This window comes from Acidithiobacillus thiooxidans ATCC 19377 (assembly GCF_009662475.1).
In the GTDB taxonomy this organism is placed as follows: domain Bacteria; phylum Pseudomonadota; class Gammaproteobacteria; order Acidithiobacillales; family Acidithiobacillaceae; genus Acidithiobacillus; species Acidithiobacillus thiooxidans.
In genome coordinates, this window is sequence record NZ_CP045571.1 from 2,985,423 (window position 1) to 3,001,442 (window position 16,020).

Below are 16,020 nucleotides of genomic sequence, written 5' to 3' on the forward strand. Positions count from 1 at the left end.
TCAAGCCCGGTAAGCGTTGCAGCTTCAGGGCCTGCAGTCAGCCACCGAACACAGCGTGTTAAGGGGGCAAGGTCCTCTTAACTTAAAAACGGCAGTTGCCGTGGATGCTTTTTGCTCCGTTGTTCCTCGCCTGTTGTTCTAGGGCTCATCCTGCTGTCAGGAGAGAACTCGCCCTGCGGGCTCAGACAGCTTTCCTGACGAGCGCTGGATTTCGCCAAGAACAACAACGGCTCGAAACACGCTGCAAAGCACCCACGGCAACTGTCGTTTTTAGGGCTTAACCGTTTCCGGCACCGCCACGTGACGCTTTTTTACGCTCGTTTTCTGTGAGATAGCGCTTGCGAATCCGGATGGACTGGGGTGTTGCTTCCACCAGTTCATCGTCGGCCAGAAACTCTACCGCAGCTTCCAGCGTCATCTTGATGGGTGGCGTCAACATGATGTTTTCATCAGAACCTGAAGCCCGCATGTTGGTCAGTTTCTTTTCCTTGAGGGGGTTGACCACGAGATCATTGTCGCGGCTATGAATACCAATCACCATGCCTTCATAAACCTTATCTCCGGGGCTGACAAACATCCGCCCCCGATCCTGCAGATTGAAGAGGGCAAAACCCACTGCTTCGCCTTCTTCTGCAGAAATCAACACACCATTATTACGCGCCGGAATGCTGCCCTTGACCGGACCGTATCCGTCGAAAATATGGCTGATCACCCCTGTACCGGAAGTGGCCGTCAGAAACTCGGTATGAAAGCCGATCAGACCGCGTGCGGGAATTTTGTATTCCAGACGCACCCGGCCACGACCATCGGGCATCATGTCCTGCAATTCACCGCGCCGGATGCCCAGACGCTCCATGATGGTGCCCTGGTGGGTTTCTTCCACGTCTACGGTCAAGGCTTCATAAGGCTCTTCCCAGACACCATCCACCTGACGCTGAATCACCCGGGGACGGGATACGGCCAGTTCATAGCCTTCCCGGCGCATGTTTTCAATGAGGATGGTGAGATGCAGCTCGCCGCGTCCGGACACCATGAACACATCGGCATTATCCGTATCTTCCACCCGTAACGCTACGTTAATGAGCAACTCCTTATACAGGCGATCGCGCAACTGGCGGCTGGTGACAAACTTGCCTTCGCGCCCGGCAAAGGGGCTGGTATTCACCTGAAAGGTCATGTTCAGGGTCGGTTCATCAATCGGTTTCCAGGGCAGGGCTTCGGGCGCTTCCGGTGCGGCAATGGTCGCACCAATGGAAGGCTCTTCAATACCGGTCACCGCCACAATATCGCCCACCGTGGCCGTTTCCCAGGGCACCCGCTTGAGGCCATCAAAACCCAGCAACTGCAAAATCCGCGCCTTGGTCTGGGTCTGATCCACACCATGAATCAGGACAATATCCTGACCGGGTTTCATGGAACCACGGCGGATCCGGCCAATAGCAATACGACCCACATAACTGGAGTAATCCAGATCGGCAATCTGCATTTGCAAAGGGCCTTCCGGATCACCTTCCGGGGCATGCACATGGGTCAGAATCATCTCGAATAGGGGTTTCATGTCACCCGAGCGCACCTCAGGATCTTCACCCGCATAGCCCTGCAGACCAGAGGCGTAAATAACCGGGAAATCCAGTTGTTCTTCGGTAGCACCGAGTTTATCGAAAAGATCAAAAGTGGCGCTGATGACATAGTCGGCGCGAGCGCCGGGGCGGTCTACTTTATTAATAACGACAATAGGTTTCAGACCCAGCTCCAGGGCCTTGCGGGTCACGAAGCGGGTCTGCGGCATCGGGCCTTCGACAGCGTCCACCAGCAGCAGTACGCCATCCACCATGCCCAGCACCCGCTCCACCTCGGCACCGAAGTCCGCATGTCCGGGAGTGTCGACAATGTTGATATGGGTATCGCCCCATTGCACCGCCGTGTTTTTCGCCATAATGGTAATGCCGCGCTCTTTTTCAAGATCGTTGCTGTCCATCACCCGCTCTTCCAGCTGCTGGTGTGCGGCAAAAGTACCGGACTGACGGAGCAACTGATCCACCAGCGTGGTTTTGCCATGGTCAACGTGGGCGATGATAGCGATATTACGAATTTGACGAGCCACTGATATTCCCCAAAACGGTCATAAGAAAAAACGCGGGATAAAACCTCCCCGCAGCGGGTTTTCTTATAACGGTATCTTGCTCAAAAAGCAAATAAAAACCGCCCCCGAAGGGGCGGCAAGGAGGCGACCGAAGCCGCCCGGGAATTGCTTTGACTTAGAAACCAGCCTGGAACTGCAACACCAAGGTGTTGTAGATGTAGCCGTTAGTAGGAACTGCACCTGTGTTACCCTCAGCATATGCAGTGCGGAAGGCAGCACCCTGCGTGGGAATCACGTAGTTCAACTGAATACGGGCAGCGTAGGGGTTGTCAGGATTCACAGAGTAGTTGATACCAAGTGTCGTATTGTTGAGGTATTGCGCTTGACCATTGTAGTTCCAGTTGAAACGCTCGAAACGAACTGCTGGCTCAATATCCAACCAATCTGGGGTCAAGGTCATTTCATGCAAATTAGCAGCCAAAGCGACGTACCAATCATTGGCATTCAATCCGCCAACACCCTGGTAACTGGTGACATGACTATACTCACCCATGTACTTGAGGCCCATCATTCCACCACGGGCACCCACGTTCCACGCTGTAATGGAATTAGCCAGACCTGGGCCAGCATTCAAAGCATCCGCACGCGCACCAGAAAGCTCAATATTCAATAACGGATTCAGCTTGTATCCCACCATACCCGCAAACAAATAACGGCCAGAACCCTGCGTCAATACTCCGCCCACACTTGTCTGTGCTGTGGTTTTTACAAAGGGAACCCCAACATTAGCTATACCTGTCGGGTTACCGTTACCAAACAGTGTAAATGCATTGTTTCCATCCAGAGAATGATTATCAAACACACCCAAGCTGTAGTACACACCTGTATTCATTACGTCGGGGCTATGGAACATAATGCCAGCACTACGGTCGGCGCCCAAGGACTGATTCATAGAACGCTGGATAAACCACAAGTCATCACCACCGAACTGGGTCCGCTCCATGCCGACCGGGACACGGAACTTACCGACTTTCAGCTGGACTTCAGGAATGAAACCAAAATTGATTTCGGCATCTTGAACGCCAGACTCACCACTCACACCTGGGAAAATTTTGTTGGCATTTTCCAAAGAACCGCCACTCATCCAAGCACCATCCCACTTGTACTGGAAGTTATAGGTCACGCCGGGAACAGCGGTACCCTTCACACCCAGACGAATGCGATGCGCACCGAAAATAAGACCCTCGTTTCCGGGCGTACCAAACTGCTGACTACCGGTAATCTGGGCAAATCCATAGAGGATAGGACCGGTATCCTGGGAGTTCTCAGGCAGAAATACCTTGCTGGAAGTGTCACTATCTGCAGCAAAAGCCACTCCAGGAACCAAAACTGCGGCCGCAACGGCCAAAGCGATAAGATTCTTCTTCATGATAAAGCTCCTCCTCGAGAGCATTGTTTGGATACTACGGTGCAAGTTATAGCACCGGTGTGGACACTATGAAACATTTTGACAACACCTTTTTTACAACGTCGGCAAAATAAATACAAAGCCAGGGTTATTTTCACCTGATCCGGCAATCCGGTTTGACAGGGAAGCTGGCCTGAAGCTATCATCGCCGCCACTCTTGGGGAATCGTCTAGCGGCAGGACAGCGGACTCTGACTCCGCTAACCGTGGTTCGAATCCACGTTCCCCAGCCAAGAACATAGCAGCGCCCAGGTTTTTCCTTGGCGCTTTTTTGTTGCCATGATGACACTGACCCTTTTCGAGCCTTCCGCCTTAGTCCGTGCTAAACTCTTGTCCATGATAGCTAAAACCGATCAAACTGCCCGCAGCGTACTGAATTTCACGAAAATGCATGGCCTCGGCAATGATTTTGTCGTGTTCGATGGTATCCGCCAGCGGGTCCATCTGACGCCAGAACAAATATGCGCCATGGCTGACCGCCATTTTGGTATCGGCTGCGATCAAATCCTGCTGGTAGAAAACCCCCAGTCCCCGGACTGTGATTTTCGTTATCGCATTTTCAATGCGGACGGCGGTGAAGTTGCTCAGTGTGGTAATGGTGCGCGCTGCTTTGCGGTTTTTGTCCGCCGCGCGGGGCTCAGTGACAAGGAAGTCATTCAGGTAGAAACCCAATCCGGACAAATGCAACTGCGTATTCTCGAAAATGGCGAGGTAAGCGTCAATATGGGGGCTCCGCGTTTTGCTCCGGAGGCCATTCCTTTTAAAACCTTGGAAGAAGGCCCCGAATACCTGCTGGAAGTCCATCATGACACCCTGCGCCTGGCCGCACTCAGCATGGGTAATCCCCATGCCGTGCTGCGCGTGCCGGATGTGGCCACAGCACCCGTCACCCAGCTCGGGCCACAAATCGAAAAGCACCCGGATTTTCCGCAGCGCTGCAATGTCGGATTCATGGAAATCTGTGACAGCTCCCATATTCGTCTGCGGGTCTGGGAACGTGGTGCCGGAGAAACCCTGGCCTGCGGCAGTAATGCCTGTGCGGCGGTGGTGGCCGGGATCCGCTGGGGAGCGCTGGACCCGGCCGTTGCGGTAGATCTTCCGGGGGGTCGCTTGCACATTCAATGGGCAGGACCAGGACAAGCCGTTATGATGACAGGACCAGCGCAGGTGGTTTTTGACGGAACCTGGCCCTTATAACGCATTGTTTGACAGACAAAGGGGAACATCCTCATGCAGAACACCACAGTACAAGCCATAGCTGACAGCCTGAACTGCGACGCCCGGGATCTGGCTTTTCTGCACAAACTGACAGATCAGGAAGGCGAAACCCTCGCCCATCTGATCGCGGCGCTGGAAGTACACAGTGCCCCCGAACGCTACAGCGACACCCACTGGGAGGATGATTAAGTTGGCAACAGCCCCCGAACACGATGATCAGGCAGAACAAGTCCGCCAGTACCTGCTCGAACATCCGCAATATTTATGGGATCAGGAAGATTTGTTACTGTCCCTGACCCTTCCCCATGTCGGTCGCGGGTCAGCTTCTTCCCTGCTGGAAAGACAGGCACAGGTTTTACGCGACGAAAATAGCCGCCTGCAGCAGCGCATTGCCGCCCTGCTGGGTGCCGCCCAACAAAATGCGGCGCTGGGCCTGCACCTTTCTGATCTGGCCACCGAATTGCTGAACACGCCGGACTGTCCGGCTACCTTGAATACCGTACTGACCCGGCTGCACGAAGGTTTTCAGGTGGAGGCGCTGGCCCTAATTGCCCGCACGCCGGTGTCGGGTCTACCCCAGTTTACGGCGCTTGAAGAAGCGGATTTTCTGGAGATACTGGACGGCTCGCCGCCCACCCAAGCGGCTACCGGCCTATCTCTCAATCCGACATTGCGAAGTACCTTGTTTGCAGCCGAGGGCGCGGCTCTGGAATCTTTTGCCCTGATTCCATTGGTCGGCCAGCATATTCAGGCGGGCATTGTGCTGGGCAGTCAAGATCCTATGCGTTATGCCAAGGATGCGGGTGCGGATTTGCTCAATCAAATTGCCCGTCTGGTGACGGCCGCTCTGGATCGCTGCCTGACCCCATGTTGATGCAGGAAGCAGTCAACGACTTCACAGACACGCTTGCCCGCAACGGGCGCAGCAGCCCTGCCACCGTCGCGGCTTATCATCGCGACTTACAAGGCTGGTTGCACTTTATGCAAAGCCGTGGACATCAGGACATTGCCCATATTCAGCCCGGCGATTTGCGCGCTTATCTGATGGCGGAACGCAGTCGTGGAGTGGCCGTGCGCAGCCTGCGCAGACGCTTCGCCGCCCTGCGTGCCCTGTATCGGCATTTGCAAAAGGCATCACCGGATTTGTCGAATCCGGTGCAGGGCATCATGATGCCTAAATCCGAACAACGCCTGCCGGACTGGTTGACCGTCGATCAGGCCAAACAGTTGATGGACCCTGTCAAAAAGCCCTCTACAGCCCCCAATTTTGCGCAGAGCCGTGATCAACTGATCCTGGAACTGCTCTATTCCAGCGCCCTGCGCGTCAGTGAACTGGCGGGATTGGACCTGCAGGATCTGGATCGTCATGGCGGGACCGTGCGGGTCATGGGCAAAGGCAGCAAGGAGCGCATTGTTCCAGCCGGAAAAACCGTCTGGCGAATGCTCGATCTGTATTTACCCCTCCGTCATGCTCTGCTTATGGACAAGCATCTGCTTGAAGAAAACGCTTTACTGCTCAACGCCGCTGGTCATCGCCTCAGTGTTCGCAGCATTCAGATCCGCATAAAGGAAATGGGAGAAAAACGCCTGGGGCAGCATATTCATCCCCACACCCTGCGCCATAGTGCAGCCAGCCATTTTCTCCAGTCCGCCGGAGATTTGCGCGCCGTGCAGGAGTATTTGGGACACGCAGGTATTGCAACCACGGCAATTTATACCCATATGGACTACCAGCAGTTGGCGCATGTATATGATGCGGCTCACCCGCGCGCCAGACACACAAAACGCCCGGAAACCGAGGACAAGTTATGACAGATGCATTACCCATGCACGGCACCACCATACTTTGCGTGCGTCGCGGCAGCAATGTGGTGATGGCCGGAGATGGTCAGGTAACTTTTGGCAATACCGTCATGAAAGGCAATGCCCGCAAGGTACGCCGCATTGAACCGGGCGTATTGACTGGCTTCGCGGGGGCCACCGCCGATGCTTTTACCCTGCTCGAACGCTTTGAGGCCAAACTGAAAGCCCATCCCGGACAACTGGCCAAGGCGGCCGTTGAACTCGCCAAAGAGTGGCGCACCGACCGGGTATTGCGGCGCCTGGAGGCGATGCTGGCCGTTGCGGACGATAAACAAAGTCTGATTATTACCGGCCAGGGCGATGTGCTGGAACCGGAATTCGGCATTATTGCCATTGGCTCCGGCGGTCCATTTGCCCTTTCTGCAGCCCGTGCCCTGCTTGAAAATACCGAGTTGCCAGCCCGTGAGGTCGCCGAACGGGCGCTGGGCATCGCCGGGGACATCTGCATTTATACCAACCACAACCATACGATTGAAGAACTATGAGCATGTCTGAAATGACCCCCCGTGAAATCGTCCAGGAACTGGACAAGTACATCATCGGCCAGTCTGACGCCAAGCGTGCAGTGGCAATTGCCCTGCGCAACCGCTGGCGGCGCGGCCAGGTGCCTGCCCCCCTGCATCAGGAAATCACCCCCAAAAACATCCTGATGATTGGGCCTACCGGCGTCGGCAAAACCGAAATTGCCCGCCGTCTGGCGCAATTGGCCAACGCCCCTTTCATCAAGGTCGAAGCCACCAAATTCACAGAAGTGGGTTACGTCGGCAAGGATGTGGAATCCATTATCCGGGACTTGACCGAAACGGCCGTAGACATGATTCGTAGTGAACGCCAAACGGCCATGCGCCAGCGCGCTGAAGAAATGGCCGAAGAACGCATTCTCGATGCGTTGATTCCCGGCCCCCGGGACAGCACGGTGCCACGCAGCGATGAAGGGACCCGCCAGAAATTCCGCAAAATGCTCCGCGAGGGCAAGCTGGATCAGCAGGAAATCGAAATTGAGGTTGCGGCTCCCAAAGCGGGTGTGGAAATCATGGCACCAGCGGGTATGGAAGAAATGACCAACCAGCTGCGGGATATGTTCTCCAATATGTCCCAGGGTAAAACCAGCACCCGCAAGGTGCCGGTGGCAGAAGCCCGGCGTCTGCTGACGGAAGACGAAGCTGCCAAGCTGGTCAATGAAGAAGAAGTACGGGCTCTGGCCCTGGAAAGGGTGCAATCTGGCGGCATTGTTTTCATTGATGAAATCGACAAAGTCGCCGTGCGCTCCGGTAGTCAGCAGGGTACCGACATTTCCCGGGAAGGGGTGCAGCGGGATTTGTTGCCGCTAGTGGAAGGATCCAACGTCAGCACCCGTTATGGCGTGGTGAAAACCGACCATATCCTGTTCATTGCCTCCGGGGCATTTCATCTCAGCAAACCTTCGGACCTGATCCCGGAACTGCAGGGACGACTCCCCATTCGCGTAGAGTTGGATGCCCTGAGTGCGGCAGACCTGGTCCGTATTCTGCAGGAGCCAGAAAACGCCCTGGTTCGTCAGTACAGCGCCCTGCTCGCCAGTGATGGGGTCACACTGCAATTTACTGATGATGGCGTACAGCGCATTGCCGAAATCGCGCAACAGGTCAACGAACGGGTCGAGAACATTGGCGCCCGCCGCCTGCATACCATCATGGAACGCCTGCTGGAAGAAGTGGCTTTTTCAGCGCCAGACCTGAGTCAGCCCAGCGTGGAAGTCAACGCAGCCTATGTGGATGGACGCTTGCAGGACCTCGCCCAGGACGAAGACCTGTCCCGCTATATTTTATAAATTGGGTTGTGTTACCGAAATGTAGCTCACGGCTTGAGATAAAACGCTCCGGCCGCCTGGGCTTGGGCAATGGCAATGACACCAGACAGAACCAGATGACTGCCAGCAGGCCGGGCGGCTGGATCAAGGCCCATGTTGCGCAGACTGTTTTCACAAAAATCCACACATAAACCGGCGCTGATCCGCTCTTCGATTTCCCGCCGCCAGTGACCATGCGCCCACAATGATACCGGGGACTGACCATTGGCAATAACGCGCAGCGCCTGTTCGGGATCCGCCGCCGCTGCATTGCGCACATTGGCCAACAAATTCGGCCAGCGCCCTGCATCATCAATATGAAACAACAGCATCGTTTCAGGCCGCCGGACTGAGTGCCAGCATTTTCTGACGCAGCTTGCCCATGCTGCTTTTTTCCAGCTGGCGGATACGCTCTGCCGAAACTCCCAGCTCATCACCCAGCACTTGTAGGGTCTTGGGATCTTCGCTGAGCCAACGGTTTTCAATGATGTAGCGATCACGCTGAGGCAGGGCCGACAAGGCACTCTGCAATACGGTATGCTGGTGCTCGTCCCAATCCCTATCCAGGAGTTGATCCACAGTGGACTCCGCAGGATCAGCCAGTTCCATGACCCGCGAATGACCACTTTCCTCATCGGGCTCCATATTCAGGGAATAGTCATGACCAGTCATCCGGCCTTCCATTTCCAGCACCTGCTCCCGGGTAACGCCAAGATCTTCAGCAATGGCCGCACTTTCCTCACCACTCAACCAGCCCGTGTGGGTTCGGCTGGAACGCAGATTAAAGAACAGCTTGCGCTGGGCCTTGGTGGTAGCCACTTTGACAATACGCCAGTTGCGCAAAATGAATTCATGAATTTCCGCTTTGACCCAATGTACGGCAAAAGAGACCAGGCGTACGCCATGATCAGGATCATAGCGCTTGACGGCTTTCATCAGACCGATATTCCCTTCCTGAATCAGGTCGGCTTCCTGCAGGCCGTAGCCCCGATAACCCCGGGCAATCCGCACCACAAAGCGCAAATGACTGAGCACCAGGGATTTTGCCGCTTCGACATCGTCATGATCGCGCAGACGCAGGGCCAGATCCCGCTCTTCTTCAGGCTCCAGCATGGGCTGGGCATTGACAAAACGCAGGTAAGCCGTCAGCCCGTCTGCACTGACCAAATCCCTACTGGCTATAGCAAGTTCATTCATAGTTAGTCCTCGCAACAATCAACATACATTGGACTCTCAAGATCTGCAGCTGGTTCCTTAATTCCAAAAACTGAGCCGAGCCTCTCAATACATATAGAGCATAAGGATTAGATGGAGATCCCGAACAATATTTTCAAGGGCAGCTCATCCATTATGAAAAAGTATGGTCGAGGTGTTGACCCACTGCAAGGCGTGAACCCAGCCAACCAAGAATAGCGCTGATAATAATCAGGATCAGTCCTTCCAGACCCGTCAGGCCTAAAAGCTGAAACCGGGTACCATACAAAGTCGCCAGACGATCAACCGGTTCCTGCAAAATCGCGATGGTAATCGCAATAATAATCCAGGCCAGTATTCCGGCAATGGCCCCCTGAATCAGTCCCTGATACAAAAACGGCCGGCGGATGAAGGCCCGCGTTGCCCCCACCAGACTGGCAATATCAATTTCATCGCGGCGCTGGGCAATATGCAGGCGAATGGTATTACCCATAACCAGAATTGCACCCACGGCCAACATAATGGCCAAAATCCAGACAGCCCTTTTGCCCAGGGCCAGAATGGCCTGCAGACGTGCCACCCAATGCAAATCGGATTGGGCACTGGCAACTCCGGGTTGACGCGCCCACTCCTGAACTTGCGCCTGCAAGGCCGCCGGACTTTCAGATAATGGATTCAGTTCAACAATAAACGAAGCCGGGAGTGGGTTTTCTCCGAGAATTTTGATGGCAGCCGTCATTCCGGCGTTTTTTTCAAACGTTTTCAATGCGGCTTCCTTACCGACATAGCGCACATTGACGACTCCGGTGCTGCCCTGTAACTGCTTCTGCAGCTGCTGTATGTCTTGCTCTGTAGCATCCTGATGGAGAAAAAGTGAAATCTGGGCTTGATCTCGCCATTGCCCAAACAATTGCTGGAGATTATTGAGCGCCGCAAAAAGGCCCACAGGTAGCGCCAGCACAATAGCCAGGGCAAAAATGGTCATTAGCGTTGCTAACGGCTGCTTCAGCAGGGTGTTCAAGGCATTTTGGGCGGCTTCCCGACGAATATGTAAGGCACTCACGCGGATTTCTCCTTGGAATTTTGTAGCATCCCTTGCTCCAGATGAAAGACGGGGAGCCCCAAACGTTCTACCTGGGACTGGTCATGGGTAGCCACCAGAACCGTGGTACCGTGCTGATGAAAGTCCCGGAACAGATCCAGAATTTCCGTGCTCAACGAACCATCGAGATTACCGGTCGGCTCATCGGCGAGCAAAATTTCCGGGGTATGCACAATGGCCCGGGCAATCCCCACCCGCTGCTGTTCGCCGCCCGACAGAGTGGCCGGCAAATTATGAATCCGGTTACCCAATCCGACTTTTTCCAGCGCTGCCCTTACCCGGCTCTGAATCTGCTTTCCAGATACCCCACTGACCTGCAAAGTCAGGGCGACATTATTGAACACGTCACGATCCATCAATAATTTGTGATCCTGAAAAACCACCCCAATGCGCCGACGATAGGCGGGGATATGGCGTTTTTTCAGGGTCGAAACATCCACGCCATTGACCATCAGCGTGCCATGACTGACGTCCTCCAGACGCAACAACAATTTCAGAAGCGTGCTTTTGCCTGCCCCCGAAGGCCCAGTCAATAAAGCCATCTGCCCGGTCGGCAATTTAAGATTCAGTTCACGCAGCACATGATGGCGGCCGGGATAATGTTTGGTGACATTGATAAATTCAATCATGACTTCGGCTCCGCGAAGAGGGCATCAACAAAAGATTCTGGATCAAAGGGACGCAAGTCAGCCACCTGTTCGCCTACACCAATGTAACGAATCGGAATCGGCAGAGCCTTGGCAATAGCCGCCACCACCCCGCCCTTGGCGGTGCCATCCAGTTTGGTAATACAGATACCCGTCAGACCAATAGCCTCATGAAACTGCTGGGCCTGATTCAGGGCATTTTGTCCGGTTCCTGCATCCAGCACCAACCAGACCTGATGGGGCGCTTCGGGATCCTTCTTTGCCAGTACTCTTTTGACTTTTTTCAGTTCTTCCATCAAATGGTCCTGGGTATGCAGGCGTCCTGCCGTATCGGCAATGAGCAGATCGGCAGATCGGGCCCGCGCCGCCGCAAACGCATCAAAAACTACCGAGGCACTATCCGCACCGGTTCCCTGCGCAACTACCGGAACCTGCACCCGTTGTCCCCAGCCCTGCAACTGTTCAACCGCAGCCGCCCGAAAAGTGTCTCCGGCCGCCAGCACCATGGAAAACCCATCGGCCTTCCAGCGTGCGGCGAGCTTGCCCGTAGTCGTCGTTTTCCCGGCACCATTGATGCCTACCATCATCAATACCTGCGTCCGTCCCTTTTCCGGCACCCAGAGTTCCGCACGCGGCCGCAAAATATCGAGCAACGCATCGCGCAGGGCTTTTTTCAGGATGGCAGGATCTGTCAGTTCCTTACGACGCACTTTTTCCGTCACCGAGGCCATGATTTCCCGAGTCGCTGCAGAACCCAGATCCGCTTGTAACAATAACGCTTCCAGATCTTCCAGCAATTCGTCATCAATGACTTTTTTACCCAGGACCAGTCGGCCGACGCCTTCGGTAAATTGCTCCCGACTCCGGTTCAGACCCTCTCGTAGTCGTGCAAAAAGCCCTTTTTGCACGGAACCAGCGGCAGGTTCGGCAGCAGGCAACGCCATATCGGGAGACTCCGCTGGCTGATCTTCCGGCTCTTCCAATAGCTGTGCGGGTGGCGGGGTGGTCTCATCTTCAGATGCGGCTTCTGGTACTGCCTCAACATGTGCAGGCAGAACAGTCTCAGGTTTTTCCTCAGCAGGCTCAGGCTGGACAGTTGCGTCAGCGGCTTCTGTCATTTCCTCCTGAGAAGGGCTTTTGTTACGCTTGAACCAGTTAAAAACCATTGAACGGGCAGAACCTCAGACATTATGAATAGTTGCATTATCCACCGAAGCAGCGCAGCGAACAATGCGCCCATCGCTGATGACTATCTGTCACCGGCAATTTGGGGTAAAAATCCATGACCGTCAGCATCATTGCTGGACGGCATCGAGGTCGCCGGCTGTTGACCCCCTCAGATTCAGGCGTTCGCCCTACGCCCGGGGTAGTCCGTGAACGACTGTTTAACTGGTTGGGCGGGGTGGTTGCAGGCGCGCGGGTTCTGGACCTTTTCGCCGGAAGTGGCGCTTTGGGGCTGGAAGCCTGGTCAAGAGATGCCAAGGAAGTGGTTTTTGTCGAAAAAAATCCCCGGCATCGCGCCCTGTTGTTACAGAATCTCAAGGCTTGTGGGATTCCGGAAAGCCAGCTTGCCGGCAAGAATGCTCTGCACTATCTACAGCAGAATGCGCCTTCCTTTGATATAGTGTTTGCTGATCCGCCCTTTGATCAGGGCTGGCCGCAGCGTCTGGCGTCTTGTTTTGCTGCCTGCGCAACATCGGAAAAACCCTGCTGGCTTTACCTGGAAAGCTCGGCTGCGGAACAATGGCAGGCCGCAGATATTCCTCAAGGTTGGCAGTCTTATCGCCACGGACATTGTGGTGATGCTTTTTACACCCTGTTTAGCAAGCAGTAGGAGCACATGCGCACAAAACCTCAGCCCAGACGGATTATATATCCCGGCACTTTTGATCCAATCACCCATGGGCATGAAGACCTGGTCCGCCGCGCTGCCCAGCTTTTTGACGAGGTCGTGGTGGCCATCGCCTCGGAAACTCCCAAAAATCCCATATTTCCTCTAACTGAAAGAGTCGCCCTGGCCACGGAAACCCTCACAGGCATTCCGGGAGTCCGGGTACGCGCTTTTTCCGGATTATTGATCCACCTCTTGCAGGAAGAAAAAACCCATCTGATTTTGCGCGGGTTGCGCGCCATTTCTGATTTTGAGCATGAATTTCAATTGGCCTCCATCAATCGCCGCATGGATGCGCAAATTGAGACCCTGTTTTTGATGACTTCTGATCAGCATACTTTTCTTTCCTCCAGCCTGGTTCGGGAAATCAGTCGCCTGGGCGGAGATGTCAGCGCTTTTGTCCATCCTGCGGTAGCCAGCGCCCTGAAAAGACATTTTCTTAACGGAGTGGACCTAAGCCATTCAGAAAAGTAGAATATGCTATTGATCCAAGGAGAAATAAATGTCTCTGCTTATTGATGACAACTGCATCAACTGTGATGTCTGTGAACCCGAATGTCCCAACAGCGCCATCAGCATGGGGCCGAATATCTATGTCATTGACCCCAATCTCTGCACCGAGTGCGTTGGTCATTACGACACGCCCCAGTGCATGGAAGTCTGTCCGGTGGATTGTATCAGCAAAGATCCTGACCATGCAGAATCTGCTGAACAACTGCAAAGCAAATTCCGGCAACTTACCGGACAGGCCTGAAAGGCGCTCGCAGCAGACTCAGGAGTGGAGCGGATTGGCGATCAAGCCGGTCACTCTGCTCCTGAATCTCGGCAAGACTCTGTTCCAGCTGCTGTACTCTGGTATCAATATTACCCATAGTCGTGGCAATACTTTGTAGTGAATTCAGCTCTTCCTCGGCATTTTGATGAAATAGCTGGAGTTGCTGGTTCATGACGGCCATGATTTCATCCACCCAGTTTTCCGCCTCCCGACGGGTTTCGACGACAAAATCCCGGGTACGACCCGCTACCGTCAAAAATGCCTTGCGCACCACGCTACTTTGGGTGTTTACCGCAATTTCCAGCATCATTCCAAAACGCTCGTAGCTTTCAGACATATCCATTAATTCCGCACGTCTGGGCATCATGGCGTAGGGCACGGCCCGCAAGGGGGGCAGGCGGTAACGCTTCTGCAAGGCCTGATATTCTTCCGCGACCATGGCAGACACTTGTTGTGCGCCCTCCAGTGCCCGATCAAAGTGGGCGACGGCTTCACTGAAAAACTGCCGGAAACGCTCGACAATTCCTGCAGTTGTCCAGGCTGAGAGCATTTCCGCCTTGGCATTGCTGATCACCAGATCAAAGGTATTGGGAGCCAGAGGAATCAGCAACAACTCTTCCACTGCCTGGCGAAACCGGGCTTTTTTCTCTTCAAAAGCCTGTCGATCCTGCTCAAAATTTTTGAGCAGGATTTGGTGCTGTGCAACCAGTTTGGGGATTTTTTCAGCCGTACGGTCCTTGAGACTTTGTACGCTATCCATTTGGGCTAAAAGACGATGGCGCTGATCCTGCAACATATTTTTTTGATCCAGCACCGCCCGCTCTATGAGCATTCGGCATTTTTCCTTGATGGTTTCATGACGCGCTGGCAGAAGTACTTCCGCTATGGAGCGTTCCAGCGCGGCCAAGCCACTGCGCTCCAGCAGCTCCGCATCCTGACGGATTCGGGCAACCAGGCCTTTTTGACCGGAAACCGGAATGACCTGATCAGGGCTGATACGTAAGCGGGTTGCTGTATTAGCCACCTGCTGGGTAATTTCCTGTTGAATATCATCCTCTTCCCGCAATTCGTCCCAAAGGGTGTCAATTTTATTCAAGAGTACAATTTGCTTTTGATGGGCATTGCGCATCAGGTATTGGTCCCAGATCATCAGATCACTTTGCGTTACTCCGGTGTCTGCACCCAGCAGAAATACAATAGCGTCCGCATCTGCGAGCATGCTGAAGGTCAGTTCCGGCTCGGCACCAATGGCATTGAGGCCCGGGGTATCCAGCACTGTCAAGCCTGCATCCAATACCGGGTGTGCCAGATATAATATGGCGTGCCGCCAGCGCGGAATCAGCACCTTACCCAATCCGCAAGAAGGGCAAACCGTGCGTTCGCGATTTTTGGGGGTACGGTTCAGCGGCGGGCAAAGACCAATACGCCGGGCATCTTCTACGGCCACACAAACCGTTTCGGTCAAGTGCGCTAATGACTCTGATCGCTCCTTTTTGTCTGCCACAGACAAGGGGAACTTGCGCCAGGCGCTTCCCGCCTTCTTAAGCTTTTCAATGCTGACATCGAGGCTGCGGCTGGCGATGGGCAGTAGCTGCAGACCGGGACGTCCTTGCGGCGCACCGCGAATTTCCACGGGACACATGGTGGTCTGCCCGGAGCTGGAAGGCAGAAGTCTCTGGCCCATATCCGAAAAAAACAAGGCATTGATCAGTTCGGTTTTACCCCGGGAAAACTCCCCGACAAAAGCAATGCGCAGACTGTCCTGCTCTGTATCATAAGCTAGGGTCTCCAGCTGCAGCATAGTTCCGCTGGGCAGCAGGCCGAGGTCGGCAGTGAGTGCTGCCATTTCGTGCAGGCCACTAACCAGATCCTGGCGCCAGCGGTTCAATGCAGACAGGCCCTCCAAAATCGGTGACCGGGTAATCGACTGCTCAAGGCTCATGGGTACTCCC

At 54.5% G+C, this 16,020-nt stretch carries 17 protein-coding genes and 1 tRNA gene; 10 read left to right on the top strand and 8 right to left on the bottom strand.

The annotated features are described in order from the left end of the window. Positions 1–277: 277 nt before the first annotated feature. Together typA and GCD22_RS15725 are read right to left on the bottom strand one after the other, a co-directional pair. Positions 278–2,104, bottom strand: a complete 1,827-nt coding sequence (gene typA, locus GCD22_RS15720; RefSeq protein WP_081577617.1) for a translational GTPase TypA — start codon at positions 2,102–2,104, stop codon at positions 278–280. A 154-nt stretch (positions 2,105–2,258) separates the two neighbouring features. Next, the gene (locus tag GCD22_RS15725) at positions 2,259–3,512 is read right to left on the bottom strand and encodes a porin (RefSeq protein WP_031569971.1); all 1,254 of its coding nucleotides are present in this window, start codon (positions 3,510–3,512) and stop codon (positions 2,259–2,261) included. A gap of 197 nt (positions 3,513–3,709) precedes the next feature. Between GCD22_RS15725 and GCD22_RS15730 the strand changes: the two genes are divergently transcribed. The 7 genes from GCD22_RS15730 (at position 3,710) to hslU (ending at position 8,441) form a co-directional block, all read left to right on the top strand. Then, positions 3,710–3,783, top strand: a tRNA-Gln gene (locus GCD22_RS15730). A 46-nt stretch (positions 3,784–3,829) separates the two neighbouring features. After that, positions 3,830–4,747, top strand: a complete 918-nt coding sequence (gene dapF / locus GCD22_RS15735; protein ID WP_404811862.1) for a diaminopimelate epimerase — start codon at positions 3,830–3,832, stop codon at positions 4,745–4,747. 33 nt (positions 4,748–4,780) lie between these two features. Next, positions 4,781–4,957 carry a hypothetical protein gene (locus tag GCD22_RS18055; RefSeq protein WP_010639806.1) on the top strand — a complete coding sequence of 59 codons (177 nt, stop codon included), beginning with the start codon at positions 4,781–4,783 and terminating at the stop codon, positions 4,955–4,957. Further along, positions 4,950–5,642, top strand: a complete 693-nt coding sequence (locus GCD22_RS15740) for a DUF484 family protein (RefSeq protein ID WP_226859258.1) — start codon at positions 4,950–4,952, stop codon at positions 5,640–5,642. The genes GCD22_RS18055 and GCD22_RS15740 overlap by 8 nt, the downstream gene beginning before the upstream one ends. Continuing rightward, positions 5,636–6,580, top strand: a complete 945-nt coding sequence (locus GCD22_RS15745) for a tyrosine recombinase XerC (protein ID WP_035209780.1) — start codon at positions 5,636–5,638, stop codon at positions 6,578–6,580. Before GCD22_RS15740 ends, GCD22_RS15745 begins: the two co-directional genes overlap by 7 nt. Then, positions 6,577–7,116, top strand: coding sequence for an ATP-dependent protease subunit HslV (gene hslV, locus GCD22_RS15750; protein WP_010639818.1), 540 nt, complete (start codon positions 6,577–6,579; stop codon positions 7,114–7,116). Before GCD22_RS15745 ends, hslV begins: the two co-directional genes overlap by 4 nt. Before the next feature lie 2 nt (positions 7,117–7,118). Continuing rightward, on the top strand, positions 7,119–8,441 hold the full coding sequence (gene hslU / locus GCD22_RS15755; RefSeq protein WP_031569963.1) for an ATP-dependent protease ATPase subunit HslU: 1,323 nt from the start codon (positions 7,119–7,121) through the stop codon (positions 8,439–8,441). Between the two features lie 26 nt (positions 8,442–8,467). Here the strand turns inward: hslU and GCD22_RS15760 are convergent, their stop codons facing one another. The 5 genes from GCD22_RS15760 to ftsY form a co-directional block, all read right to left on the bottom strand. After that, complete coding sequence (locus tag GCD22_RS15760) at positions 8,468–8,791, bottom strand: hypothetical protein (RefSeq protein WP_031569961.1); 324 nt, start codon at positions 8,789–8,791, stop codon at positions 8,468–8,470. 4 nt (positions 8,792–8,795) lie between these two features. Beyond that, positions 8,796–9,656: an RNA polymerase sigma factor RpoH gene (rpoH, locus tag GCD22_RS15765; protein WP_031569959.1), complete on the bottom strand. Its 861-nt coding sequence runs from the start codon at positions 9,654–9,656 to the stop codon at positions 8,796–8,798. 151 nt (positions 9,657–9,807) lie between these two features. Next, complete coding sequence (gene ftsX / locus GCD22_RS15770; RefSeq protein WP_031569957.1) at positions 9,808–10,716, bottom strand: permease-like cell division protein FtsX; 909 nt, start codon at positions 10,714–10,716, stop codon at positions 9,808–9,810. Next, positions 10,713–11,384 (bottom strand): cell division ATP-binding protein FtsE, encoded by a 672-nt coding sequence (gene ftsE, locus GCD22_RS15775; protein WP_010637749.1) that lies wholly within the window; start codon positions 11,382–11,384, stop codon positions 10,713–10,715. The genes ftsX and ftsE overlap by 4 nt, the downstream gene beginning before the upstream one ends. Further along, positions 11,381–12,520: a signal recognition particle-docking protein FtsY gene (gene ftsY, locus GCD22_RS15780; RefSeq protein ID WP_226852277.1), complete on the bottom strand. Its 1,140-nt coding sequence runs from the start codon at positions 12,518–12,520 to the stop codon at positions 11,381–11,383. Before ftsY ends, ftsE begins: the two co-directional genes overlap by 4 nt. A 164-nt stretch (positions 12,521–12,684) precedes the next feature. On the opposite strand from ftsY, the gene rsmD reads away from it, so the two are divergent. The 3 genes from rsmD to GCD22_RS15795 are packed head-to-tail and all read left to right on the top strand — an operon-like array spanning position 12,685 to position 14,047. Then, positions 12,685–13,236, top strand: coding sequence for a 16S rRNA (guanine(966)-N(2))-methyltransferase RsmD (rsmD, locus tag GCD22_RS15785; RefSeq protein ID WP_031569950.1), 552 nt, complete (start codon positions 12,685–12,687; stop codon positions 13,234–13,236). A 6-nt stretch (positions 13,237–13,242) separates the two neighbouring features. Then, positions 13,243–13,767, top strand: coding sequence for a pantetheine-phosphate adenylyltransferase (gene coaD, locus GCD22_RS15790; RefSeq protein ID WP_031569948.1), 525 nt, complete (start codon positions 13,243–13,245; stop codon positions 13,765–13,767). A 28-nt stretch (positions 13,768–13,795) separates the two neighbouring features. After that, positions 13,796–14,047 carry a YfhL family 4Fe-4S dicluster ferredoxin gene (locus GCD22_RS15795; RefSeq protein ID WP_010637741.1) on the top strand — a complete coding sequence of 84 codons (252 nt, stop codon included), beginning with the start codon at positions 13,796–13,798 and terminating at the stop codon, positions 14,045–14,047. Here GCD22_RS15795 and GCD22_RS15800 read toward each other — a convergent pair. After that, positions 14,031–16,010, bottom strand: a complete 1,980-nt coding sequence (locus GCD22_RS15800; RefSeq protein ID WP_031569947.1) for a dynamin family protein — start codon at positions 16,008–16,010, stop codon at positions 14,031–14,033. The genes GCD22_RS15795 and GCD22_RS15800 overlap by 17 nt on opposite strands. Positions 16,011–16,020 lie beyond the last annotated feature (10 nt).

Bases quoted from the DNA above. Each gene is read 5' to 3' on its own strand.
- GCD22_RS15795 (WP_010637741.1), top strand. From the start codon at position 13,796: ATGTCTCTGCTTATTGATGACAACTGCATCAACTGTGATGTCTGTGAA.
- hslU (WP_031569963.1), top strand. From the start codon at position 7,119: ATGTCTGAAATGACCCCCCGTGAAATCGTCCAGGAACTGGACAAGTAC.
- GCD22_RS15745 (WP_035209780.1), top strand. From the start codon at position 5,636: ATGTTGATGCAGGAAGCAGTCAACGACTTCACAGACACGCTTGCCCGC.
- ftsY (WP_226852277.1), bottom strand. From the start codon at position 12,520: ATGACAGAAGCCGCTGACGCAACTGTCCAGCCTGAGCCTGCTGAGGAA.
- GCD22_RS15760 (WP_031569961.1), bottom strand. From the start codon at position 8,791: ATGCTGTTGTTTCATATTGATGATGCAGGGCGCTGGCCGAATTTGTTG.
- hslV (WP_010639818.1), top strand. From the start codon at position 6,577: ATGACAGATGCATTACCCATGCACGGCACCACCATACTTTGCGTGCGT.
- ftsE (WP_010637749.1), bottom strand. From the start codon at position 11,384: ATGATTGAATTTATCAATGTCACCAAACATTATCCCGGCCGCCATCAT.
- rsmD (WP_031569950.1), top strand. From the start codon at position 12,685: ATGACCGTCAGCATCATTGCTGGACGGCATCGAGGTCGCCGGCTGTTG.
- GCD22_RS18055 (WP_010639806.1), top strand. From the start codon at position 4,781: ATGCAGAACACCACAGTACAAGCCATAGCTGACAGCCTGAACTGCGAC.
- GCD22_RS15800 (WP_031569947.1), bottom strand. From the start codon at position 16,010: ATGAGCCTTGAGCAGTCGATTACCCGGTCACCGATTTTGGAGGGCCTG.
- GCD22_RS15740 (WP_226859258.1), top strand. From the start codon at position 4,950: ATGATTAAGTTGGCAACAGCCCCCGAACACGATGATCAGGCAGAACAA.
- dapF (WP_404811862.1), top strand. From the start codon at position 3,830: ATGATGACACTGACCCTTTTCGAGCCTTCCGCCTTAGTCCGTGCTAAA.
- coaD (WP_031569948.1), top strand. From the start codon at position 13,243: ATGCGCACAAAACCTCAGCCCAGACGGATTATATATCCCGGCACTTTT.
- GCD22_RS15725 (WP_031569971.1), bottom strand. From the start codon at position 3,512: ATGAAGAAGAATCTTATCGCTTTGGCCGTTGCGGCCGCAGTTTTGGTT.
- rpoH (WP_031569959.1), bottom strand. From the start codon at position 9,656: ATGAATGAACTTGCTATAGCCAGTAGGGATTTGGTCAGTGCAGACGGG.